21 protein-coding genes are annotated in these 21,855 nt (G+C 59.0%); 11 read left to right on the top strand and 10 right to left on the bottom strand.

The window, feature by feature from the left end; translation table 11 throughout:
* Positions 1–72: 72 nt before the first annotated feature.
* Positions 73–1,992: a molecular chaperone DnaK gene (gene dnaK / locus BM151_RS12495; protein ID WP_090061050.1), complete on the bottom strand. Its 1,920-nt coding sequence runs from the start codon at positions 1,990–1,992 to the stop codon at positions 73–75.
* 235 nt (positions 1,993–2,227) lie between these two features.
* Here dnaK and BM151_RS12500 point away from each other — a divergent pair, with 235 nt between their 5' ends.
* Positions 2,228–2,815 carry an alpha-ketoglutarate-dependent dioxygenase AlkB family protein gene (locus tag BM151_RS12500; protein WP_090061151.1) on the top strand — a complete coding sequence of 196 codons (588 nt, stop codon included), beginning with the start codon at positions 2,228–2,230 and terminating at the stop codon, positions 2,813–2,815.
* 1 nt (position 2,816) lies between these two features.
* Here BM151_RS12500 and BM151_RS12505 read toward each other — a convergent pair whose 3' ends face one another.
* Complete coding sequence (locus BM151_RS12505; protein ID WP_090061051.1) at positions 2,817–3,635, bottom strand: ABC transporter permease; 819 nt, start codon at positions 3,633–3,635, stop codon at positions 2,817–2,819.
* 132 nt (positions 3,636–3,767) lie between these two features.
* On the opposite strand from BM151_RS12505, the gene cysQ reads away from it, so the two are divergent.
* The 8 genes from cysQ (at position 3,768) to BM151_RS12545 (ending at position 12,821) form a co-directional block, all read left to right on the top strand.
* Positions 3,768–4,565, top strand: a complete 798-nt coding sequence (gene cysQ, locus BM151_RS12510) for a 3'(2'),5'-bisphosphate nucleotidase CysQ (RefSeq protein WP_090061052.1) — start codon at positions 3,768–3,770, stop codon at positions 4,563–4,565.
* Entirely contained in the window at positions 4,565–5,365 is an 801-nt protein-coding gene (locus BM151_RS12515) for a 3-deoxy-manno-octulosonate cytidylyltransferase (protein WP_090061053.1), read from the top strand. The genes cysQ and BM151_RS12515 overlap by 1 nt, the downstream gene beginning before the upstream one ends.
* A 183-nt stretch (positions 5,366–5,548) precedes the next feature.
* Positions 5,549–6,445, top strand: a complete 897-nt coding sequence (locus tag BM151_RS12520) for a UTP--glucose-1-phosphate uridylyltransferase (RefSeq protein ID WP_090061054.1) — start codon at positions 5,549–5,551, stop codon at positions 6,443–6,445.
* Positions 6,446–6,454: 9 nt separating this feature from the next.
* A complete protein-coding gene (galE, locus tag BM151_RS12525; RefSeq protein WP_090061055.1) occupies positions 6,455–7,441 on the top strand; it encodes a UDP-glucose 4-epimerase GalE in 987 nt (328 codons plus the stop codon).
* A 134-nt stretch (positions 7,442–7,575) separates the two neighbouring features.
* Positions 7,576–8,502: a glycosyltransferase family 2 protein gene (locus BM151_RS12530; protein WP_342714570.1), complete on the top strand. Its 927-nt coding sequence runs from the start codon at positions 7,576–7,578 to the stop codon at positions 8,500–8,502.
* A gap of 195 nt (positions 8,503–8,697) precedes the next feature.
* Positions 8,698–9,684, top strand: a complete 987-nt coding sequence (locus tag BM151_RS12535; protein ID WP_090061057.1) for a glycosyltransferase family 2 protein — start codon at positions 8,698–8,700, stop codon at positions 9,682–9,684.
* Complete coding sequence (locus tag BM151_RS12540) at positions 9,681–11,378, top strand: DUF5927 domain-containing protein (protein ID WP_090061058.1); 1,698 nt, start codon at positions 9,681–9,683, stop codon at positions 11,376–11,378. The genes BM151_RS12535 and BM151_RS12540 overlap by 4 nt, the downstream gene beginning before the upstream one ends.
* Before the next feature lie 15 nt (positions 11,379–11,393).
* Complete coding sequence (locus BM151_RS12545) at positions 11,394–12,821, top strand: sulfotransferase family 2 domain-containing protein (RefSeq protein WP_090061059.1); 1,428 nt, start codon at positions 11,394–11,396, stop codon at positions 12,819–12,821.
* 64 nt (positions 12,822–12,885) lie between these two features.
* Here BM151_RS12545 and BM151_RS12550 read toward each other — a convergent pair whose 3' ends face one another.
* From BM151_RS12550 to BM151_RS12585, 8 genes are all read right to left on the bottom strand, one after another.
* Positions 12,886–13,350, bottom strand: coding sequence for a PTS sugar transporter subunit IIA (locus tag BM151_RS12550; protein WP_090061060.1), 465 nt, complete (start codon positions 13,348–13,350; stop codon positions 12,886–12,888).
* A gap of 43 nt (positions 13,351–13,393) precedes the next feature.
* Entirely contained in the window at positions 13,394–13,969 is a 576-nt protein-coding gene (hpf, locus tag BM151_RS12555) for a ribosome hibernation-promoting factor, HPF/YfiA family (protein ID WP_090061061.1), read from the bottom strand.
* A gap of 245 nt (positions 13,970–14,214) precedes the next feature.
* Positions 14,215–14,946, bottom strand: coding sequence for an LPS export ABC transporter ATP-binding protein (gene lptB, locus BM151_RS12560; protein ID WP_090061062.1), 732 nt, complete (start codon positions 14,944–14,946; stop codon positions 14,215–14,217).
* Positions 14,946–15,440 (bottom strand): lipopolysaccharide transport periplasmic protein LptA, encoded by a 495-nt coding sequence (gene lptA, locus BM151_RS12565; RefSeq protein WP_425429552.1) that lies wholly within the window; start codon positions 15,438–15,440, stop codon positions 14,946–14,948. Before lptA ends, lptB begins: the two co-directional genes overlap by 1 nt.
* Positions 15,441–15,466: 26 nt before the next feature.
* Positions 15,467–16,066: an LPS export ABC transporter periplasmic protein LptC gene (gene lptC / locus BM151_RS12570; protein ID WP_090061064.1), complete on the bottom strand. Its 600-nt coding sequence runs from the start codon at positions 16,064–16,066 to the stop codon at positions 15,467–15,469.
* A gap of 9 nt (positions 16,067–16,075) precedes the next feature.
* Entirely contained in the window at positions 16,076–17,038 is a 963-nt protein-coding gene (locus BM151_RS12575; protein WP_090061065.1) for a KpsF/GutQ family sugar-phosphate isomerase, read from the bottom strand.
* A gap of 36 nt (positions 17,039–17,074) precedes the next feature.
* Positions 17,075–17,686, bottom strand: coding sequence for a ribonuclease D (locus BM151_RS12580; RefSeq protein ID WP_090061066.1), 612 nt, complete (start codon positions 17,684–17,686; stop codon positions 17,075–17,077).
* Positions 17,687–17,838: 152 nt separating this feature from the next.
* On the bottom strand, positions 17,839–19,224 hold the full coding sequence (locus tag BM151_RS12585) for a GGDEF domain-containing protein (protein WP_090061067.1): 1,386 nt from the start codon (positions 19,222–19,224) through the stop codon (positions 17,839–17,841).
* A 386-nt stretch (positions 19,225–19,610) separates the two neighbouring features.
* Here BM151_RS12585 and BM151_RS12590 point away from each other — a divergent pair, with 386 nt between their 5' ends.
* Together BM151_RS12590 and BM151_RS12595 are read left to right on the top strand one after the other, a co-directional pair.
* Positions 19,611–20,459 (top strand): OmpA/MotB family protein, encoded by an 849-nt coding sequence (locus BM151_RS12590; protein WP_090061068.1) that lies wholly within the window; start codon positions 19,611–19,613, stop codon positions 20,457–20,459.
* 92 nt (positions 20,460–20,551) lie between these two features.
* Positions 20,552–21,850 (top strand): flagellar hook protein FlgE, encoded by a 1,299-nt coding sequence (locus BM151_RS12595; RefSeq protein WP_090061069.1) that lies wholly within the window; start codon positions 20,552–20,554, stop codon positions 21,848–21,850.
* Positions 21,851–21,855 lie beyond the last annotated feature (5 nt).

The following is a 21,855-nucleotide window of genomic DNA, read 5'->3' on the forward strand; positions in this document are numbered from 1 at the left end:
TATTCCTTCATCAGGACCATATATGCGGACCGGCCCAAAGGGCCGGCCACGTCGGTCCTAGAGACTTGCGACTTACGAACGCTTGTCGTTGTCAAGATCCTCGAAATCGGCATCGACGATGTCGTCGTCCACGGAGGACGGACCTTCGTCCATATCGACATCATCGGCGTCACCGGCAGAGGCCTGTTCGGCCTTGTAGATAGCTTCGCCCAGTTTCATGGCCGCATCGGTCACGTTCTGAATGCCGGAGCGGATTTTGCCCGCGTCCTCGGTTTCGAGCTGATCCTTGAGCGCGGCGATGGCGAGCTCGATGGCCTCGATCGTGGTCGGGTCAACCTTGTCGCCATGCTCTTCCATCGACTTCTCGGTCGAATGGATGAGGCTCTCGGCCTGGTTCTTGGCTTCGACGAGCTCTTTGCGCTCCTTGTCCGCCTCGGCATTGGCCTCGGCGTCCTTGACCATCTGTTCGATGTCGTCGTCGGAGAGACCACCGGAAGCCTGGATCGTGATCCTCTGCTCTTTGCCGGTGCCTTTGTCCTTGGCGCCCACTTCGACGATACCGTCGGCGTTGATGTCAAAGGTCACTTCGATCTGCGGCATGCCGCGCGGTGCCGGCGGGATGCCTTCGAGGTTGAACTGACCGAGCATCTTGTTGTCGGCAGCCATCTCGCGTTCGCCCTGGAAGACGCGGAGCGTCACGGCGGACTGGTTGTCTTCGGCAGTGGAGAAGATCTGCGACTTTTTGGTCGGGATCGTCGTGTTGCGGTCGATCAGGCGGGTGAACACGCCACCCAGGGTCTCGATCCCCAGGGAAAGCGGGGTCACGTCGAGGAGCAGAACGTCTTTCACGTCGCCCTGCAGCACGCCGGCCTGAATGGCGGCGCCCATGGCCACGACCTCATCCGGGTTCACACCCTTGTGCGGCTCCTTGCCGAAGAATTTGGTCACCTCTTCGATGACTTTCGGCATACGGGTCTGACCGCCGACGAGCACGACTTCGTCGATGTCGGAGGTGGAGAGACCGGCGTCTTTCAGAGCCGCCTGACAGGGCTTGATCGAATTCTTGATCAGATCGGACACGAGGCTCTCGAGCTTGGCACGGGTCAGCTTGACCACGAGGTGCAAGGGCGTGCCGGAGTTCGGATCCATCGAGATGAACGGCTGGTTGATCTCGGTCTGCGACGAGGACGACAGCTCGATCTTGGCTTTCTCGGCGGCTTCTTTCAGACGCTGCAATGCCATCTTGTCTTTGGTCAGATCGACGTTGTGCTCTTTTTTGAACTCCTCGGCGAGGTAGTTCACGATGCGCATGTCGAAATCTTCACCGCCCAAGAAGGTGTCACCATTGGTGGCCTGCACTTCGAAGACGCCATCGCCCAGCTCGAGGATGGTCACGTCGAACGTGCCGCCGCCGAGGTCATAGACGGCGATGGTCTTGGTTTCTTCCTTGTCGAGGCCATAGGCCAGCGCGGCGGCGGTCGGCTCGTTGATGATGCGCAGCACTTCGAGACCGGCGATCTTGCCAGCGTCCTTGGTGGCCTGGCGCTGAGCGTCGTTGAAGTAGGCCGGAACCGTGATCACGGCCTGGGTCACTTCCTCACCGAGATAGGACTCGGCGGTCTCTTTCATCTTGCCAAGGATAAAGGCGGAGATTTGCGAGGGCGAATATTTGTCGCCGCGCACTTCAACCCATGCGTCGCCATTGCCGCCATCGACGATGGCGTAGGGCACGAGTTTCTTATCTTTTTCGACGGCGTCGTCGCCCATGCGACGGCCGATCAGGCGTTTCACCGCGAAAACCGTGTTTTCGGGGTTGGTCACGGCCTGGCGTTTGGCCGCTTGGCCAACGAGGCGTTCATTGTCGGTGAAACCGACGATGGAGGGCGTCGTACGCGCCCCTTCTGCGTTTTCGATAACCCGGGGTTGCGACCCATCCATGATGGCGACGCAGGAGTTGGTGGTCCCGAGGTCGATACCGATGACTTTGGCCATGCTCAAAATCCTCTCTTAGGCGATGTTGTGACGAAGGGCCCGCTTAGGCACCCGCCGCCGATCCCAGTATTTCCAACCGGTCCGATTTGCGAGCCGATTGATGCTTCCCGGCGTATATAAGGACGGGTTTTGGCCCCTGCAAGTTGTGCAAGTGGGGAGAGACGTGGAAAAATGGAGTCATTTCCGGGGGAAATGCGAAAGGATTGGGAAAATGCAGCTGTCTGAGCCCGAGGATATGCGTGGCATGTCGCTTTACCGCGACCTGCTCTCTGTCGGGGAACAGGCCGCGCTGGTGGTGGAGCTGCGCGAGATCGTGCGGCAGGCGCCGCTGTTCACCCCGGTGACCCCGTCCGGAAAACCGATGTCGGTGCGCATGACATCGGCGGGACGCTTTGGTTGGATTTCTGATCGGAAAGGATATCGTTACAGTGCGACCCATCCCGATGGCATGCTCTGGCCGGCGATCCCCGACATGGTGCGACGGGTTTGGGATCAGGTCGCCGGAATGGCGCGGGAACCGGAATGCTGCCTGATCAATTTCTACGGTGAAGAGGCCAGAATGGGCCTGCATCAGGACCGCGACGAGGCGGATTTTTCCCAGCCCGTGGTGTCGATCTCTCTGGGTGACGAGGCGCTGTTCCGGGTCGGCAACAGAACCCGGGGCGGAAGCACGCAAAGCACCTGGCTCAGATCCGGGGACGTGTTGGTGATGGCGGGCGAGGCACGGCTGCTCCATCACGGAATCGATCGTGTGAAACCGGGGAGCAGCATGCTTTTGCCGAAGGGAGGGCGGATCAACCTGACTCTGCGTGTGGTCAGCTGAGTCAGCGGGCGCCCCAGCTCAGAGAGATGCGTTTGCGGGTGAAGAATTCGGCCAGAAGGCCAATGGTGATGAAAGTCAGGGTGAAATAGACCGGGTAGGTGATCGAGCTGTTGTGCGGATTGTAGTTCACGAAGGTGAAGCCGCGGGCCTGATCGATGGTGTGAAACAGCGGGTTCCAGCTGAACATCGCGAGCATGTAGCCGGGGGTCTGGTTCGCCACGAACATCTTGCCGGAGGTAAACATGTTGGCACGCATGTAAAGCTGCTGGATGATGCCGACAAAGCCTGGCGCCCAGGGTTTGGCGGCCAGAACCACCATTCCGATCGAGGCGCCGGAGGCCCAGGCCAGCAGGAGCATGCCGAAGGCGCCGACCATGTTTTGAAAGGTCACGCCACCCCATCCCAGCGAATAGCCGACGAGAATGACCGTGACCGAAAGCACCTGAATATAGAGCGAGCTGAGGGCCGCGGAGGCAATGGCAATGGCGGTATTCATCGGAGCGTGCTGCATCATCGGGGAGCTCGCCCCCTCGGCGCCTGCGACGGCACCCAGAGCCTTGTTATGGGTCAGAAAGAGGAAGATGCCGGACATGATGTAGAGGATGAAATTGCCGCGGATGGCCGTCCCTCTGACCCCGAGAATCGAATACATGAAGGTGAAAACCACCACGAGGACCATCGCCTGGGAAATATTGACGATGAGGCCGATGAGGGGATTGCCATTCGATTTACGGACATGGCGCACCGTGTTCACGAAAATCAGCCGAAGGATTTGAAACGCTGCAGAGAACCCGTTCTGGCTTCTGGTTTGGTAAAACATCGGTTGAATCCTGATTTGGAGTAACGCCCGCCGTGCAGGGACTTCTTGCCGTTCCCATAAGGGCATAGCATAAGGTTGTTGAAGCTTTCTTTCAATGTAAACGCAGTGCTGGTGCGATTTAGGAGTGAACTTATGGATTTTGACAAACTCATCCCGGTGATGCGCAGCCTGGCGATCGAGGCGGGCGAGAAAATTCTCGAGATCTACAACGCGGATGATTTTGAAGTTAAAACCAAATCCGACGATAGCCCGGTGACAGAGGCCGACGAGGCGGCCGATGCGCTGATTTCGGCCGGGCTCAAGGCGGCGTTCCCGGATGTCACCCTGATCACCGAGGAGCAAGCGGCGTCGCATGCATTGAAAGCCGACACATTCCTGATCGTCGATCCGCTCGACGGCACCAAGGAATTCGTCAAGCGCCGGGGCGATTTCACCGTCAATATCGCCTATGTCGATAAAGGTGTGCCGGTGCGCGGCGTGGTCTATGCGCCGGCCAGGGACCGTCTGTTCATCACCGACGCGTCCGGCCAGTCCTATGAGGAAATCGGTCCGTTCAAGGCGGACGCCCAGGGCGAGATGAAGAAAATCTCCGTGTCTACGCCGGACAATGAGGCGTTGATGATCGTGGCCTCCAAGTCTCACCGGGATCAGGCGACCGAGGACTACCTCGCCAAATACAAGGCCAAAGATAGCAAATCCGCCGGGTCGTCTCTGAAATTCTGCCTTGTCGCCACGGGTGAGGCGGATCTCTACCCGCGTGTCGGACGCACCATGGAATGGGACACCGCGGCCGGCCATGCAGTGCTTATGGGGGCGGGCGGCGATGTTGTCCGTTTCGACGACCACAGCCCGCTGACCTATGGCAAGGAGGATTACGCCAACCCGTTCTTCATTGCCTATGCGCCCGGGGTCGAGCTGAAGGACGCCTGATGCCTGTCCTCATCGTTATTCCCGCCCGTTTCGCCTCGACCCGTTATCCCGGAAAGCCGCTTGTCGAGCTGGCTGGGGCGAGTGGGGAGAAAAAGTCCCTGATCCAGCGGAGCTGGGAAGCGGCCGTCTCGGCCAGTGGCGTGGACCGTGTCGTGGTCGCGACCGATGACGACCGGATTCGCGCGGCAGCCGAAGCCTTCGGGGCAGAGGTGGTGATGACATCGGAAAGCTGTGCAAACGGCACCGAACGTTGTGCCGAGGCTTTGGAAAACCTCGGTGGCGGCTATGACATCATCGTCAACCTGCAAGGCGATGCGCCGCTGACCCCCGCCTGGTTTGTCGAAGAATTGGTCGAGGGGCTGCGCGCCCATCCGACGGCCGAGGTCGCGACGCCGGTCCTGCGCTGCGATGGCCGGGCATTGAACGGCTTTCTCGAGGATCGTCGCGCCGGACGTGTTGGCGGAACCACCGCCGTGTTCGGCTCCGACCACAAAGGGCTCTATTTTTCCAAGGAAGTGATTCCCTATACCTCGGAAACCTATGCGGACACGGATCAGACGCCGGTGTTCCACCATGTCGGGGTCTATGCCTATCGTCCCTCGGCGCTGGGCGCCTATCCGAAATGGCCGATGGGGCCGTTGGAGCGGCTTGAGGGGCTGGAACAGCTCAGGTTCCTGGAACAGGAACGCCCCGTCCTCTGTGTCGAGGTCGAAGCGCGTGGCCGGCAGTTCTGGGAGTTGAACAATCCCGAAGACGTGCCACGCATCGAGGCGATGCTGAAAGAGATGAATGTCGGTTAACGGATAATTTTCCCCCTGCCCAATTTTTGCTCAATTCATTACGCATTTGTCCGCGGAGTTGCAAAACTGTGCCATTCATGTGCGAATGGTTGTGGCTGATGCTGACCCGCTGGGTGTCAAAGCCTATGGTCATGCCGAGCGTTTGAAATTGGCGGCCCGGAGTATGGGCACGAAGGAGTACAGATGACACGTAAAGTGACCAAAGCGATTTTCCCTGTGGCTGGGCTTGGGACGCGGTTTTTGCCGGCAACCAAATCCATCCCGAAAGAAATCATGACCTTGGTCGACCGCCCGTTGATTCAATACGCGATTGATGAGGCGCGCGCGGCTGGGATCAAGGAATTCATCTTTGTCACCTCGCGCGGCAAAGGTGCTCTGGAAGACTATTTCGACCATTCTCCGGTGCTCGAACAGGAGCTGCGGAAAAAGGGCAAGGACAAGCTGCTCGAGGTGCTCAAGGGCACGAATATGGACAGCGGCGCGATCGCCTATATCCGTCAACACAAGGCGCTCGGCCTCGGCCACGCGGTTTGGTGCGCGCGGCGTCTTCTTGACCCGAAAGAACCTTTTGCGGTGATCCTGCCGGATGACGTGATCGCGGCGGATAAACCCTGTCTGCAGCAGATGGTCGAAGCCTATGAGGAAACCGGTGGCTCCATGGTTGCGGCGATGGAAGTTCCGGCGGACAAAGTGTCGGCCTATGGTGTTCTGGACGTCAAAGAGGACATGGGCAGCAGCGTTTCTGTCAAAGGCATGGTCGAGAAACCGGCACCGGGGACCGAGCCGTCGAATCTCGCCGTGATCGGGCGTTATATCCTCGATCCGAATGTGATGAAGAACCTGAACAAGATGAAGTCCGGCGCCGGCGGGGAAATCCAGCTGACCGATGCGATTGCCGACGAGATCGAGACGGATCGCGGCGTCTATGGTTTCCGCTTCGCCGGTCAGCGTTTCGATTGCGGGTCCAAGGCGGGTTTCCTGCAGGCGACGATTTCCTTTGGCCTGTCGCGCGATGATCTGCGCGATGAGTTGCAGGAATATCTTGACGAACTGTCGGCCATGCGTGCGGCCGCTCAGTAAGGACCTGAAATGAGCAAATCTGTTATTGTGACCGGCGGTGCCGGTTATATCGGCTCGCATGCGTGCAAGGCGCTGCGGGCCGCGGGCTATGAGCCGGTGACTTTCGACAACCTGTCCACCGGCTGGGAAGATGCGGTGAAATTCGGCCCCTTCGAGAAGGGCGATCTTCTGGATCGCGCGCGGCTCGATGAGGTCTTTGCCAAATACCAGCCCGTTGCCGTCATGCATTTTGCGGCTTTCTCGCAGGTCGGTGAAAGCATGAAGGACCCGGGGAAATACTGGCACAACAATGTGATCGGGTCACTGACCCTGATCGAGGCGGCGGTCGCTGCGGGGTGCCCGAACTTCGTTTTCTCCTCAACCTGTGCCACCTATGGCGATCAGGACAATGTGGTGCTGGATGAAGCCTCTGTGCAGTTGCCGATCAATTCCTATGGTGCCTCGAAACGTGCGATCGAGGATATTCTCGAGAATTTCGGTGCCGCTTACGGGCTGAACCACGTGATTTTCCGCTATTTCAACGTTGCCGGTGGCGATCCGGAGGCCGAGGTCGGTGAGTTCCATCAGCCGGAGACGCATCTGATCCCGCTGATGCTGGATGCGATTTCGGGCAAGCGCGACGCGCTGACCATTTTCGGCACGGATTACGACACGCCGGACGGGACCTGTATTCGCGACTATGTCCATGTCTGCGATCTGGTCGATGCCCATGTTCTGGGCCTGAAATGGCTCGAAGAGGGCAGGGGCAGCCGGGTCTTCAATCTCGGCACCGGCAAGGGGTTCTCTGTGCGCGAGGTGATCGATCATTCGCGTGCGGTGACCAACAAGGATGTGCCCTATGTCGAGGGCGATCGACGTCCCGGCGATTGCACCAAGCTGGTGTCTGGCTCCGAGCGTGCGATCCATGAGCTGGGCTGGACCCCGGATCGCTCCAATCTGGCGCAGATGATCGGCGATGCCTGGAAATGGCATCAGACTGGCCACTATGACAAATGAGACATTCGGTCTAATCTGCGCCTAACGTGACGGAAGGGGTAGGTTTGGGCCGGATTTGGCAAAGATACAGGTTGCGCCTGTTGCGGCGGCATCTGCTGTGGCGCGCCATCCGTGCGCGTCATTGCCTGCGTCCCGTGTCGGATAAAACCGCCGCAATTGGGCGGGATTCGACCCTTTGCGTCAGCTGTGTGCGCAATGAGGCGGTCCGGCTGCCGTTCTTTCTCGCGCATTACCGTCGTCTGGGTGTGACCCATTTCCTCTTTGTCGACAATGACAGCGACGATGGCACGGCGGCGCTGTTGGCCGCGGAACCGGATGTCTCGCTCTGGTCGACGGGTGAGAGCTATAAGGAGTCGCGCTTCGGGCTGGACTGGACCACCTGGTTGCAGATGAAATATGCCCGTGGGAAATGGTGTCTCTCCGTCGATGCTGATGAATTGCTGGTCTATCCGGGTCATGAGACCCGAAACCTGCTGGATTTGACCCTGTTTCTGGATCGAAACGGGATCAGGGCCATGGGGGCGCTGATGCTGGATCTCTACCCGAAAGGACCGATCGGGGACGTCTCCTACAGGCCTGGTCAGGACCCGGTGGAGGTGCTCCCCTATTTCGACAGTGGCCCTTACCGCGCCACGCGTCAGCTTCCGAAGGACAATCTCTGGGTGCAGGGCGGGGTACGCGAGCGGGCCTTTTTTGCGGACACACCGCAACGTGGCCCCACGCTCAACAAATTGCCGCTGGTGAAATGGCATTGGCGTTATGTCTACGTCAACTCGACTCATGCCATGCTGCCACGCGGGTTGAACCATGCCTATAATGGGCCGGGGGATGCGCGCCTGTCCGGCGTCTTGCTGCACACCAAGTTCTTGCCTGTGGCGATCGAGAAATCGGCAGAGGAGAAGCTCCGCAAACAGCATTTTGCCGAACCGGAGGCATTCGGTGACTATTACGATGCGGTGATCGCCAGCCCGGTGCTCTGGCATCAGGAATCCCGCGCCTATGAGGGCGGGGAGCAGCTTGAAGAACTGGGGCTGATGCACCGCGGTGGCTGGGCAGGCTGATTGGAGGGGAAACGCACCATTGGTAAGGCTGTTTAAACAGTTTTGCTATTTAATCTGAATTGTTTACGTTTCATACGTAAACCCGTAAATTGCACCATAGTTTGCTCTGAAACTTGCAGAACCGTTTGGAACGCTTCACGTTTTAGGGTGCGGGGGATGTAAGGGGATCTGGTGAGCAGGGTCTTGCAATATAGGATGCGGCTGCGGCGCAAACGTGCGCTATGGCAGGCCTTTCGGGCCCGTCATGAGCTGAGCCTTATTCAGGATAACACCGGTCGTATCCGGCCCGATGATCTCTTGCTGGTCTGCACGCTCAGAAACGAACGCGTGCGGCTGCCGTATTTCCTCCAATATTATCGCGACATGGGGGTGAGCCATTTCCTGTTCATCGACAATGACAGCGATGACGGATCTCGCGACTTCCTGCTTGGTCAGGATGACGTTTCGATCTGGCACACCACGGCGAGCTATCGAAAATCGCTTTTCGGCGTGCATTGGATGAACTGGATTGCGCGCAAATATTGTCACGATCATTGGATGCTCACGGTCGATGTCGATGAGTTTCTGGTCTTTCCCTTCTGCGATACGCGGCCGATCCCGGCGCTCACCGATTGGCTCGACAATTCCGGCATTCGCAGTTTCTCGGCGATGCTGATCGATATGTATCCGAAGGGACCGGTCGACGGGCAGCCTTATCTCGAAGGTCAGAACCCGTTCGAGATTGCAGAATGGTTCGACAGCGGAAATTACATGATTTCCATCAATCCGGAGTATTACAATCTCTGGATTCAGGGCGGGCCGCGGGCCCGGCTGTTCTTCAACGATGACCCGTATAATGCGCCGTCGCTGAACAAGATCCCACTGGTCAAATGGCATCGCGACTACGCCTATATGCAGTCGACCCATATGTTGCTGCCGCGCGGGCTCAACTATGTCTACGAGACCGAAGGCGGGGAAAAGGCCTCCGGTGCGCTCCTCCATGCCAAGTTTCTCAGCACTTTCGTGCAGAAGACCGAAGAGGAATTGCAGCGCCGTCAGCATTACGCCGGCTCGCGCGAATATCTCGCCTATCACGACCGGCTCAAGGACGATCCGGAGCTTTGGTGCAACTGGTCGGAAAAATACATCAATTGGCGCCAGCTCGAGATATTGGGTCTCATGTCCAAGGGGAATTGGGCATGACGGTCGGGTTCGTGATGCTGGTGCATACGGCTCTGCATCGGGCGGAGCAGGTGGCGCGGCACTGGGCGACGCATGGCTGCCCTGTGGTGATCCATGTCGATCGCCGGGTGAAAAAGGAAAATTACCAGCCCTTCGTCGACAGCCTCTCGGATCTCGACAATGTGGTGTTCTCGAAACGCCACGCCTGCGACTGGGGCACCTGGTCCCTGGTGGCGGCCTCTCAGGATGCTTCCGAGCTGATGCTGTCGCGCTTTCCCGAGGCCCGGCATGTCTACCTGTCTTCCGGTTCCTGCCTGCCGTTGCGACCGGTTGAGGATCTGAAACAATATCTGGCGGCGCGGCCGATGACCAATTTCATCGAGAGCGTGACCACCGAGGACGTGCCCTGGACCGTGGGCGGTCTCGATGCCGAGCGCTTCACCCTGCGCTTTCCGTTTTCCTGGAAAAAGCAACGCCGGCTGTTCGACAAATATGTCGCCTTCCAACGCAAGATCGGCTACCGGCGGAAGATCCCGGATGGGCTGGTGCCGCATCTCGGGTCGCAATGGTGGTGTCTGACGCGGCAGACGCTTTCCGCCATTCTCGAGGACCCGGAGCGCAAGACCTATGATGCCTATTTCAAAAGGGTCTGGATCCCTGATGAAAGCTATTATCAGACCCTTGTGCGGATCTATTCCAACAATATCGAAAGCCGGTCCCTGACCCTGTCGAAATTCGATTATCAGGGCAAACCACATATTTTCTACGACGATCACCTGCAGCTTTTGCGGCGCTCCGACTGTTTCGTGGCGCGCAAAATGTGGCCGAAGGCAGAGCGGCTTTACGCGACCTTTCTCAACACGGATGTCAATCCGATGAAGGGGGCGGAGCCGAACCCGGGCAAGATCGACCGGATCTTTTCCAAGGCGGTGGAGCGGCGCGTCATGGGCCGTGAGGGGCTCTATATGCAGAGCCGCTTGCCGAGCCATGGCAAGGGGCATGGCAAGACCTCGGCCCCCTATTCGATCTTCGAAGGGTTCACCGATCTGTTCGAGGATTTCGATCTCTGGCTGACCCGGGCCGTGGGGGCGCGGGTTCACGGTCACCTCTTTGCCCCCGAGCGAGCGGAATTCTCTGGCGGACAGAAACTGTTTTCCGGGGCCCAGTCCGATCACGCTGCCTTGCGGGATTACAACCCGCTCGGGTTTCTGACCTCGTTGATCTGGAACACCCGTGGCGAGCGCCAATGTTTCATGTTCGGGCCACGTGACAATCAGGCAATCAGCTGGCTGGTGGCCACCGACCCGAATGCGCAGATCTCTGTGATCACCGGGGCCTGGGCCGTGACCCTGTTCCGCTCGAACCGGTCCTTTACCGAGATCCGCCGGGAGGCCGCACGGCTGCAAAAGATCGAGGCCGAACATATCGAGATCCTGCGCTCGCAACATGTGAAAGCCCGGGTGCGGATCTGGACCATGGCCGATTTCATCGAGAGCCAGATGGAGCCTTTGCAGGCCATTATCGACGAGATCGGTCCGCGCAATGTCCGGCGGCTCACCGAGGCGCCCAGAATGCGCGATCTCACCGGGTTCAGCCAGTTTCTACAGAATTTGAAAAATCAGGGGATGAAGCCGCATCTCATGGGGGATTTCCCCGTGGGAAGCGAGCCGGATACCCATCCTCGCGAGCGCAAACGCCCCTATCTCGTGAAATAAGATTGGTAAACAGACATGGCCAAGCCCTTTGACTACTTCGTGATTTTCGCCGAGATGCGGACCGGCTCCAATTTTCTGGAGGAGAATGTCAATTCCTACCCGGGGCTGAAATGCTGGGGCGAGGTGTTCAACCCGGTCTTTGTCGGAAAATCCAATCAAGAGGAGATGTTCGGCATCTCCATGGTGGAGCGGGAAGCAGATCCGCTTCCCTTGCTCAAGGCTTTGCAGGGTGCCACCGATGGGCTCGCCGGATTTCGGTTCTTTCACGATCACGATCCGCGCATTCTGGCAAAGGTGCTGGACGATCCACGCTGTGCCAAGATCATCCTGACCCGCAACCCGCTCGACAGCTACGTTTCGCTCAAGATTGCGGGGGCGACCGGGCAATGGCGTCTGGGGGATTTCAAGGATGCGAAATCGGCGAAGGTGCGGTTCGAGCCGCGGGAATTCCGGGAAATGCTCGACGCCCTGAAGGGATTTCAGTTCAAAATCCAGAGGCGGCTACAGACGACCGGGCAGACCGCCTTTTACATCAACTACGAGGACATTCAGGATATCGAGGTGCTCAATGGTCTGGCGCGCTATCTCGGGGTGACCGAGGAGCGCAACAAGGCCAGTCAGAAGACCAAGGTACAGAACCCGGCGCGGCTCGAGGACAAGGTACTGAACTACGCGGAAATGGTAGCGGATCTGGCCAGTGTCGATCATTTCAACCTGTCCAGCACGCCGAATTTCGAACCGCGCCGCGGGCCGGCCGTGCCGACCTATCTCGCCGCCGATTCTGCCCGGCTGCTCTACATGCCGGTGCGCAGCGGGCCAGAAGAGGGGGTGCGAAGCTGGATGGCAGCGCTGGAACAGGGCGGGCAGGAGGCACTGTCGCAGGGCTTTACCCAGAAGACCCTCAGGCAATGGAAGCGCAAACACAAAGGCCATCGCAGCTTCACGGTGATTTCCCACCCAGTGCAGCGCCTGCATCGCGCCTTTTGCCAGCATATTCTGAACATCTCCGGCCAGACCTTTAGCGAGATCCGCGACAGCCTGCGCGCAACCTACAAGCTGCCACTGCCAAGCGGCGCCCCGGGCGACAGCTACACGGCAGAGCAGCATCGCGAGGCTTTCATCAAATTTGCGGATTTCGTGCGTGGCAACCTGAATGGCCAGACCTCGATCCGGGTCGATGGCGCCTGGGCCTCGCAATCCGAGGTGATCAAGGGATTTGCCGATTTCTCTTTGCCCGATCTGATCATTCGCGAGGAAAGCCTGGCGGCGGATATGGCGTATCTGTCCAAGGGGCTCGGGCTCAAGTCACCGAAGCTCGCGGCCGAGGCGCCAGAGACGCCTGTTGCGCTTGCCGAGATCTACGACGCAGAGGTCGAAGAGGCCGTGAAAGCGGCCTATCAGCGTGATTACATGATGTTCGGGTTCAAGCCCTGGGGCAAGTGACGGGCGCAGGGGACACAAGGGATACATGCCGCCGAGACCGGCTGCCGTGATCAGGTGGCTTTGATCAGGCGGCTTTAATCGCCGGGCTTTCCGTCAGAATGGCGTGCAGCGTCGCCGGATCATTGTTCGAGCGCAGCTTGGCACAGATGTCGGCATCCCGCATGGTGCGCGAGACGAGCGCCAGCGCCTTGAGATGATCCACACCGGATTCGGCGGGGGCGAATAGGGCAAAGACCAGATCGACCGGCTGACGGTCGACAGCGTCGAATTCCATCGGGCTTTCCAGACGCATGAAGGCGCCGACCACACGGCTCAGCCCTTCGATGCGGGCATGCGGCAGCGCGACGCCATGGCCCACACCGGTGGGGCCAAGGCTTTCGCGTTCCTGCAGGGCGTCGAACGTGTCTTCGAGACACAATTCATAGGCGCCTGCAGCGATCTCGGCGAGATCCTGAAACAGACGTTTTTTGCTCGTCATTTTGCCCACAACCTTGATGGCCTGTGGTTCCAAGATCTTCGAGATATCCATAAGAAAACTACCCGCCCCGACCCGTCGAGGCGGGCCGGTTCCATTAAGTCGCGTTGCTAGGGTCGATCCAGCCGATATTCCCGTCCGGGCGGCGGTAGACCACGTTTACACCGTTCTTTCCTTCCATGTGGAACACCTGGACCGGAGCCCCGGCAAGTTCCATCTGCATCACGGCTTCACCCACCGTCAGCGTCGGGATCGACGCTTCCATTTCGGCGATGATCATCGGCTGCAGGCTGTCAGGTTCCTGATCCTCGTCATGTTCAGACGCGGCGAGGATATACTGGGAAGCGCCGAAGAGTTCAACCGGCTCCGAACGTTCCTTGTGGTGATCTTTCAGCCGGCGTTTGTAGCGACGAAGCTGTTTGTCCATTTTCTCGGCGCAGGTGTCGAATGCGCCGTAAATGTCATGGGCGTGTGCGCTGGCCTGTGCCGTCAGCCCGGTGGACAGGTGTACCACGGACTCGCAATTGTATTCAGCCCCACTTTTGGAAAAGACGACATTCGCATCTGTCGGGCGTTGCGCATATTTTTCAAGGACGGAGCCAAGCTCGGTTTTCACATGCGTCTGAAGCGCTGCACCGATGTCGATTTGTTTTCCGCTGATTTGGTACCGCATAGATACCTCCTTCTTTCTTCAGACCTCTTTGTTCTCGCCTCCTCCGGCGAAGATCCTGGGTCTTGGGTTCTTGTTTGAAGCGGGATTTTGATGCATGCGCTTTTGAGTGAACCCGGACTGGGTGTCGGGGTGTTGCACAGGCGCCCGGTGGCTTTTTCGTGCCTTGGCGCAGAGTGTCATTCGCACGTCATGCATCACCTGTATTTGGCGCCAGAATCCGGTCGATTGTCAATCGAAACCCGCGTTTAAATCCGGAAATTGTCACCAAGGTAAACACGGCGCACGGTTTCGTCGGCGACGATGTCTTCCTTGCTGCCCGACATCAGCACATGGCCGTCGTGCAGAATATAGGCGCGATCGATAATTCCCAATGTTTCCTGAACGTTATGGTCGGTGATCAAAACTCCTATGCCGCGTTTCTTGAGATCGGACACAAGTCCGCGAATTTCTGCGACTGCAATGGGATCGACGCCAGCGAAGGGCTCGTCGAGGAGCACATAGGCCGGATCCGAGGCCAGACAGCGGGCAATTTCGACTCGCCTGCGTTCGCCGCCCGAAAGTGACAGGGCCGGCGCCCGGCGCAGATGCGCAATCGAGAATTCAGAGAGCAGATCCTCGAGCTTCTCGCGCCGCAGCAGCGGGTCGTGTTCCGAGACCTCGAGGATGGCGAGAATGTTGTCCTCGACACAGAGGCCGCGAAACACCGAGGCCTCCTGAGGCAGGTAGCCGATGCCCAATTTGGCGCGGCGATACATCGGCAAAAGCGTGATGTCACGCCCGTCGACAATGACCTCGCCGCCCTCGGGCATGACGAGCCCGGCGATGGAGTAGAAACATGTTGTCTTGCCGGAGCCGTTGGGGCCCAGGAGCGCCACGACCTCACCGCGCTCGAGATCGAGCGAGACGTCGCGGATCACGGTGCGCTTGCGATAGCCTTTGCGCAGATTGCGGATTCTGAGCCCGGTGGTGTCGCTCATCACTCTTTCCCGGATTGCAGGATCGTTTTCACCCGTCCGTCCATCCGCCCGGTGCCGGTGTTGAGATCGATCACCATGCGATCGCCCGAGAGCGCGCTGTTTGTCTGGGTCAGAAGCACATTGCCGGTGAGCACGACCGTGCCTGATTCGAGGTCATATTCGGCCTGGGAGGCTTCGGCCGCTTCGCCGGCATTGACCAAGGTGACGCCGCCACTGGCCATGAGGCGGGAAATATCGCTGCTCTCCTCGGCATAGACCACTTCGACGGTCCTGGCGGTCAGCCGCATCGTGCCCTGGCCGATGATGACATTGCCGGTAAAGACGGCCTTGCCGGTGGCTTGATCGACGCTGAGCTGATCGGAGGTCACCTCGATCGGCAGGGAGCTGTCGTGTTTCAGCCCGCCAAAGGCGACCTGGGTGCCTTGTGCCGTTGCCGGAACGCCATGAAAGCTCAGCGCCAGAAAAAGCGCGAGAGTGATAGAAAAGATCCGGATACTGGGCACGTGTCTGTCCTCGAAAGTCAGGGCTGATATATCAGAGATACACCGCCCTTGAAAACCAGAAGGTAGCTCTCGTTCGTCGGGTCCTGAGAGATTTCCATCGACCCGGCGGTCAGGTGGCCCGCAGGACCATCTGCCTCGACCGTCCCGGGGCTTTCGATCTTCGAAATATCGAGCTGGGTCGCAATCCTCTCCGAGGTGATCGTGTAGCCGGTTGAGGTGGTGACTTCGACATGGCCGGACAGTTCCGCGATCTGGCTTGGCCCATCGATGACCGCGTCATCGGCGACCAGTGACACCGTCCCATTTCCGGGAATGCGCAGGGTGCCGTCGACCTGTGAGGAGTTGATCACGTCAGGGGTGGACAGGTCGGGACGGACCAGATCCGCGGAAAGCTCCAGCTCGGCCCCGTCCCTGGTCACCGTGGCATAGGACGGACCTTCGACGCGCTGTTCCCGGGCGAGCGTTTCGATGTCGACCTCGGCATAGGGGATCGACATGCCGATCTCACGGCCACGGGCGAACAGAAACAGCGTGGCCAAAACCGCGAGGCTGGCCAGGGGCAATGCGATTTTCGCGAATGCCACGAATTTGGAATAGCTGTTGTCGAAGCGCGCCATGAGCCCGTCTTACACGACCCCGGCGCGAAGACAGTCCTGAATTTTCAAAATTCCGCAGGGCCGCCCGTCCTCGGCAGAATCCCGCACAAAAAGACAGGTGATCGCGCGCTCGTCCATCTGGGCGACCGCCTTTTCCGCCAGGGCGTCCGAGGCGATGGTCAGCGGAGATGCGGTCATGATGTCACCGGCATTCTTCTCAAGCAGCCCGTCGATATGGCGGCGCAGGTCGCCATCGGTGATGATGCCGACGAGCTGGCCTTTCGGATCGATCACGCCGGCGACACCGAATCCCTTGTCTGAAATGACGCCCAGAGTGTCGCGCATCGGCGTCTCGGCCGAGACCAGCGGCATGTCCTCATGCATCAGATCACGCACTTTGGTGAGGCGCGAACCGAGTTTTCCGCCCGGATGCAGCACCCGGAAACTGTCGGCGTTGAACGCATGATGCTCCATCAGCGCCACGGCCAGAGCATCGCCCAGCGCCAGGGTCATCGTGGTCGAGGTGGTCGGCACGATGCCATGGCCACAGGCCTCGGCGGCTTTCGGCAGGATCAGTGCCACATCGCTGGCGCGAATGAGCGAGCTGTCCGGGTTCGAGGCCACGCCGATCATCGGGATCTTGAAGCGCCGGGTATAGGCGATGAGATCGGCCAATTCCGGTGTCTCACCCGAGTTCGACAGGACGAGACAGACATCCGTGCTGCCGATCATGCCGAGATCACCGTGGCTGGCTTCTGCCGGATGCACGAAATGCGCCGGCGTGCCGGTCGAGGCCAGTGTCGCCGCGATCTTGCGGGCGATATGGCCGGATTTGCCCATGCCGGTGACGATGGTGCGGCCGGTGGCGCCGAGGATCAGATCAATGGCCTGATCGAAATTCTCGCCAATGCTCTCGGCCAGAAGCTCCAGCGCTTCGGCTTCCTGACGGATGACGCGTTGCGCGGTGGTGCGGAAATCGCCTGTTTGGGTCATGAATGTCCTCTCAACGCCCGGCTTTCGGGCTGGGTCTCAGTGGGCGAAAATGTCGATCTCCGGCCAGCCTTCGAGATCGAGTTTGGCGCGTGTCGGCAGGAAGGTGAAACAGGATTGCGCGATCTCCATCCGGCCTTCGCGCTCCAGCATCATGTTGAGCTTGTCCCGGAGCTTGTGCAGATGCAGCACATCGGAGGCGGCATAGTCGAGCTGGGCATCGGTCAATGTCTCGGCACCCCAGTCGCTCATTTGCTGATATTTCGAGATGTCCACCTTCAGCAGCTGATCGAGCAGATTTCGCAGCCCGTGGCGATCGGTGAAAGTGCGCACCAGTTTCGAGGCGATCTTGGTGCAATAGACCGGTTCGGCCAGAGTGCCGAAGGTGTTGTACATGGCAGCAATGTCGAAGCGCCCGAAATGGAAGAGTTTGAGGACCTCGGGGTCGGCAAGCATCTTGCAGAGGTTCGGGGCTTCGGTCTGGCCGCGCGCCACCTGAACCATATGGGCATTGCCGTCACCGCCCGACATCTGAATCAGGCAGAGCCGGTCACGATGCGGGTTCAACCCCATGGTCTCGCAATCGATGGCGACGATGGGACCGAGATCGAGGTCGTCGGGGAGATCGTTCTGATACAGAAAATTCGCCATGGGTCCCTCGCTGTCCTGTCCCTTTGAGTGCAATCCGGCTGTTGAATGCGGTCCGATGATGCAGAAAGTCCATAAGCCTTCGCCCCGGTCTGGGCAAGAGAGGCGAGGGAATGTCCTGGGTTGATGCCTGTTTCGGGCTATGGTTGTAGGGCCTAGTGCAGACGATCCATCTCCGGCGTCAGGGGCTGGATCGGTGTTGCCGGATCGTAGAGCGTCTGTGGCAGGCTCGGCCCGCCGGCCCATACGGCCCGGTTGCGCCCGCGTTCCTTGGCCTTGTAGAGCGCCTTGTCGACCCGCGTCAGCACGTTGAAAAAGCTTTCGGTCGCAGGATCATAGGCACAGACCCCCATGGACGAGGTGATATGAATCTCGAAGGGCGCATGCGTGCGCACCGGCAGATTGGAAATGGCGTCACAGAGGCTTTGCGCCAGCTGCATCAATTCCGTGCGTTGCGAGGCCTGGGTCAGGATGATGAATTCCTCGCCGCCCCAGCGCCCCAAAAGCTCGTTCGGAGTGAGCCGGTTCTGCAGCATCGCGGTCATTTCCTTGAGCACGAGATCGCCGGTGGTGTGGCCGAAGCGGTCATTCACGGTCTTGAAGTGATCGAGGTCGAGAAACAGGATGCCAATCGGCTCCTGGCAATATTTGATCGATTTCTCGATGCCGAACCGGTTCAGAACGCCGGTGAGCGGGTCAAAATAGGCGGCGGATTCGAGTTCTTTGTGGAGCCGGGACTGGATCACGCCAATGGTGAGGATACAGGCGGTCAACAGGATGCCGATGACGCCGAAAGTGATATCCAGCGCGTAGACCTGATCCGGGAAAAGTGCGGTCATCGACGAGAGGCGCAGGCCGATCAGCCAGGGTGCAATCTGTACAGCCAAGAGCAGGCTGCGCACGATCAGGCTCACCTTGCCGTTCACGAAAAGCGGATGAAATGGCGGCAGGTTCCAATAGCGCATCGACAGGCCAATGACGCTGAGGATCATCAGGGAGATTGAAAAGAAGGAAAGATCCAGATCGAGCAGGAAAAGGTGTAGCACGAATTGGTAGGTTGTGAACGTGGCGACGGCGAGGGCAAAGAGTGCAAACCCCACGGCGAGCCGTTGGTTGTGCCGTTCTGCCAGAAGCGCACCATGCAGCCCGAGCAGACCAAGCGCGGTCTGGGCCGAAAAGCGCCCGTTGAAACTGACGTCAAACCCATGTCGGGTGAAGATTTCCGAGGTCACGAGCTGTGGCCATTGCGGCATGATACATTCGAGACTGCGCTGCAGCGAGACGATCACGATCACGCTGGAAATTGCCGCCGCGGCATTGGCCGCGCCCACCGTGTAATACTGCGCATAGAGAAACACCGCAAAACTGGCGTAGCCGATCGCGGAGATCGGATGCAGGGAGGCGCTGCCGAAGAGATTGGGGCGTTGCGAGAACAGGAGGTTATGGGTCTCTCCAAGGAGAGCGATCAGAAGCAGGACGACCACCAGAGCGCTGCTGCGCTGCGTGAAACGTGTTGTGGCGGAGGAGACGCTTTTGAGCATTTGCCCTTGTTTCGAACCATTAAGATTGGTTAACCATAAATCAAACGAGACATGCTTTCCGCAAAAAAGTTTCTCAAATTATCATATAAGACTACTTTTATGGAATGTTAGCGCGCACAGTGCGACAACTCACCACCCCTTTTGGGCCTCAGCGACAGATCTGTGGTCGGGTTGCGCTCAGCCAGTCTCGTTCAACCTGTCTCGTTCCGCCTGCCGCGGAAAAGCGCTTCTGCGGAGGTCGGATTGGCGTGGGGGCTTCGGTCTTCCTGTCCGGTTCCGTGCCGAGCGCCTGTGATGCCCGTGTGAATGCCCTCAATTTTAGGGGTTAAGCTGGCGTTCATCCCTCTTTGATAGGCCTGAGTTCGGGTGAAAAATGAGGTGGTGGTATGAGCGGCAAAGGCAACGCTCCGATTATCATCAAGAAGAAGAAAGTCATTCAGGGTGGCGGCCATCACGGCGGTGCCTGGAAGGTGGCTTATGCCGACTTCGTGACCGCGATGATGGCGTTCTTTCTCTTGATGTGGTTGTTGAACGCGACGACGGAAAAACAGCGCAAGGGTCTGGCGGATTATTTCAATCCGACCATTCCGGTGAACCGTATTTCCGGTGGCGGAGACGGTGCCTTCGGTGGCGATTCCGTCTTTACCGAGGAAACCCTGTCGCAAAACGGCACGGGGGCGTCGAGCGAACATACCGCAAGCGACAGCGGCTCTGCCAAATCCGACAGTTCCACGGATGAGGATACGGCAAAGGCGCTCGAGGCCAAGGCCTTCTCCGAAGTTCAGGAACTCCTCACGGCGTTCAGCGGCGAAAGCATGGCGGCGGACAAGGCGATGCGCCATATCGTGACCCGGGTCACCGACGAAGGTCTGATCATCGAGCTTTACGATGTCGGGGATGAATCCCTGTTCTCATCGCGTTCGGACGAGCCGAATGAGGTTCTGGACCTGCTGGTGCAGATGCTCGCCGAAGTCATCAAGATCGTCCGCAACGATATTGCCGTGAATGGCTATGTCCGGTCACAGCCCCTGGTCGTCGCGGACAATCCGGTCTGGGACCTGTCGACGAAACGGGCGGACCGGGTGCGGTTGCTCCTGGAAACCAACGGGACGCCGGCCAAGCGCATTCAACGGGTGACGGGGTACGCGGATCGCAAGCCTGCCATCGGCAATCCGATGTCCACGCGGAACAACCGCGTCGAGGTGATCCTGTTGCGCAACCAGATCAAGAAATAGACAGCATTTTAGGCGTTAGGCCGCCGTTAAGTCTCTTTGTGCATGCTGAGTCCAGATCCCTCGGGTCTCAGCAGCAGAAAGGCGCTACCCCTATGTCTATTTCTTCCTCGCTTAATGCTGGCGTGGCTGGTCTTGCGGCCAACTCCACCCGCCTTGCGACCATTTCCGACAACATCGCAAACTCTGGTACCTACGGTTACAAACGTGCTTCGACCGACTTCGAATCATTTGTGATTTCGAACTCGGCCAATACCGGCACCTACACCGCCGGTGGTGTGCGTGCGACGACAACGCGTTTGATCAGCGAACAGGGCCCCCTGATCTCGACATCGAACGCAACAGATATCGCCGTGGCCGATGGCGGTTTTCTCCCGGTGACGACCGAAGTGTCTCTCGACAACATGGGTGATCAACCCTTGATGATGACCACCACCGGCTCGTTCCATACCGATGCCGATGGTATCCTGAAGACATCTTCCGGTCTCGTGCTTCTCGGTTGGCCTGCCGAGGCAGATGGTTCGATCGCCACTTACGCGCGTGACACGATGACGGGGCTGGAACCCGTCGTTATAAATTCCAACCAGACGGCAGGTGACCCGACCACCAAGATCAACTTGGGGGTGAACCTGCCGGCGGAAGGCGACGCCGCAGCCACCACATTGCCGGCCTCGGTTGAATATTTCGGCAACCTCGGGACCTCCGAAGCGCTGGACATCACCTTCACGCCGGATCTGGCCAATGACAACACCTGGACCATGTCGATCACCGACACGGCTTCCGGCGGTGCGATCATTGGTGAATATGTTCTGGTGTTCGATGATACCCGTGGCGCGGGCGGGACCTTGTCGACGGTGACGCCGACGGTGAACAACCCGGTCGGTGCGACCTATGATTCGGCGGCCGGCACCCTGGCCCTGACCGTGGATGGCGGCCCGATCGAGATGACGATCGGCAAACCCGGCGACACCAACGGCCTGACCCAGCTGTCCGACCAATATGCCCCGACGTCAATCACCAAGGACGGTTCACCTGTTGGTAACCTTACCTCGGTAGAAATCGACAAAGGTGGCTATATCACGGCAACCTATGACACCGGTTTCACGCGGCGAATCTATCAGATTCCGCTCGTGGACGTACCGAATGCCAATGGTCTGAGCTCTCTGGGCAACCAGACCTATCAGGTCTCGCCGGACTCGGGTTCCTTCTTCCTCTGGGATGCGGGTGACGGTCCGACCGGCACGGTCGAAGGGTTTGCTCGTGAAGGCTCGGCAACGGATGTGGCTGCGGAATTGACAGACCTCATCCAGACACAGCGGGCCTATTCGTCGAACGCGAAGGTCATCCAGACGGTCGATGAAATGCTTCAGGAGACCACGAATATCAAACGGTAACGGCT

Origin of the sequence: Celeribacter neptunius (genome assembly GCF_900113955.1) — a bacterium.
Taxonomy (GTDB): domain Bacteria; phylum Pseudomonadota; class Alphaproteobacteria; order Rhodobacterales; family Rhodobacteraceae; genus Celeribacter; species Celeribacter neptunius.

Coding starts and splice junctions, on each gene's coding strand:
- dnaK (WP_090061050.1), bottom strand. CDS start 1,992: ATGGCCAAAGTCATCGGTATCGACCTCGGGACCACCAACTCCTGCGTC.
- BM151_RS12500 (WP_090061151.1), top strand. CDS start 2,228: ATGCGTGGCATGTCGCTTTACCGCGACCTGCTCTCTGTCGGGGAACAG.
- BM151_RS12505 (WP_090061051.1), bottom strand. CDS start 3,635: ATGTTTTACCAAACCAGAAGCCAGAACGGGTTCTCTGCAGCGTTTCAA.
- cysQ (WP_090061052.1), top strand. CDS start 3,768: ATGGATTTTGACAAACTCATCCCGGTGATGCGCAGCCTGGCGATCGAG.
- BM151_RS12515 (WP_090061053.1), top strand. CDS start 4,565: ATGCCTGTCCTCATCGTTATTCCCGCCCGTTTCGCCTCGACCCGTTAT.
- BM151_RS12520 (WP_090061054.1), top strand. CDS start 5,549: ATGACACGTAAAGTGACCAAAGCGATTTTCCCTGTGGCTGGGCTTGGG.
- galE (WP_090061055.1), top strand. CDS start 6,455: ATGAGCAAATCTGTTATTGTGACCGGCGGTGCCGGTTATATCGGCTCG.
- BM151_RS12535 (WP_090061057.1), top strand. CDS start 8,698: ATGCGGCTGCGGCGCAAACGTGCGCTATGGCAGGCCTTTCGGGCCCGT.
- BM151_RS12540 (WP_090061058.1), top strand. CDS start 9,681: ATGACGGTCGGGTTCGTGATGCTGGTGCATACGGCTCTGCATCGGGCG.
- BM151_RS12545 (WP_090061059.1), top strand. CDS start 11,394: ATGGCCAAGCCCTTTGACTACTTCGTGATTTTCGCCGAGATGCGGACC.
- BM151_RS12550 (WP_090061060.1), bottom strand. CDS start 13,350: ATGGATATCTCGAAGATCTTGGAACCACAGGCCATCAAGGTTGTGGGC.
- hpf (WP_090061061.1), bottom strand. CDS start 13,969: ATGCGGTACCAAATCAGCGGAAAACAAATCGACATCGGTGCAGCGCTT.
- lptB (WP_090061062.1), bottom strand. CDS start 14,946: ATGAGCGACACCACCGGGCTCAGAATCCGCAATCTGCGCAAAGGCTAT.
- lptC (WP_090061064.1), bottom strand. CDS start 16,066: ATGGCGCGCTTCGACAACAGCTATTCCAAATTCGTGGCATTCGCGAAA.
- BM151_RS12575 (WP_090061065.1), bottom strand. CDS start 17,038: ATGACCCAAACAGGCGATTTCCGCACCACCGCGCAACGCGTCATCCGT.
- BM151_RS12580 (WP_090061066.1), bottom strand. CDS start 17,686: ATGGCGAATTTTCTGTATCAGAACGATCTCCCCGACGACCTCGATCTC.
- BM151_RS12585 (WP_090061067.1), bottom strand. CDS start 19,224: ATGCTCAAAAGCGTCTCCTCCGCCACAACACGTTTCACGCAGCGCAGC.
- BM151_RS12590 (WP_090061068.1), top strand. CDS start 19,611: ATGAGCGGCAAAGGCAACGCTCCGATTATCATCAAGAAGAAGAAAGTC.
- BM151_RS12595 (WP_090061069.1), top strand. CDS start 20,552: ATGTCTATTTCTTCCTCGCTTAATGCTGGCGTGGCTGGTCTTGCGGCC.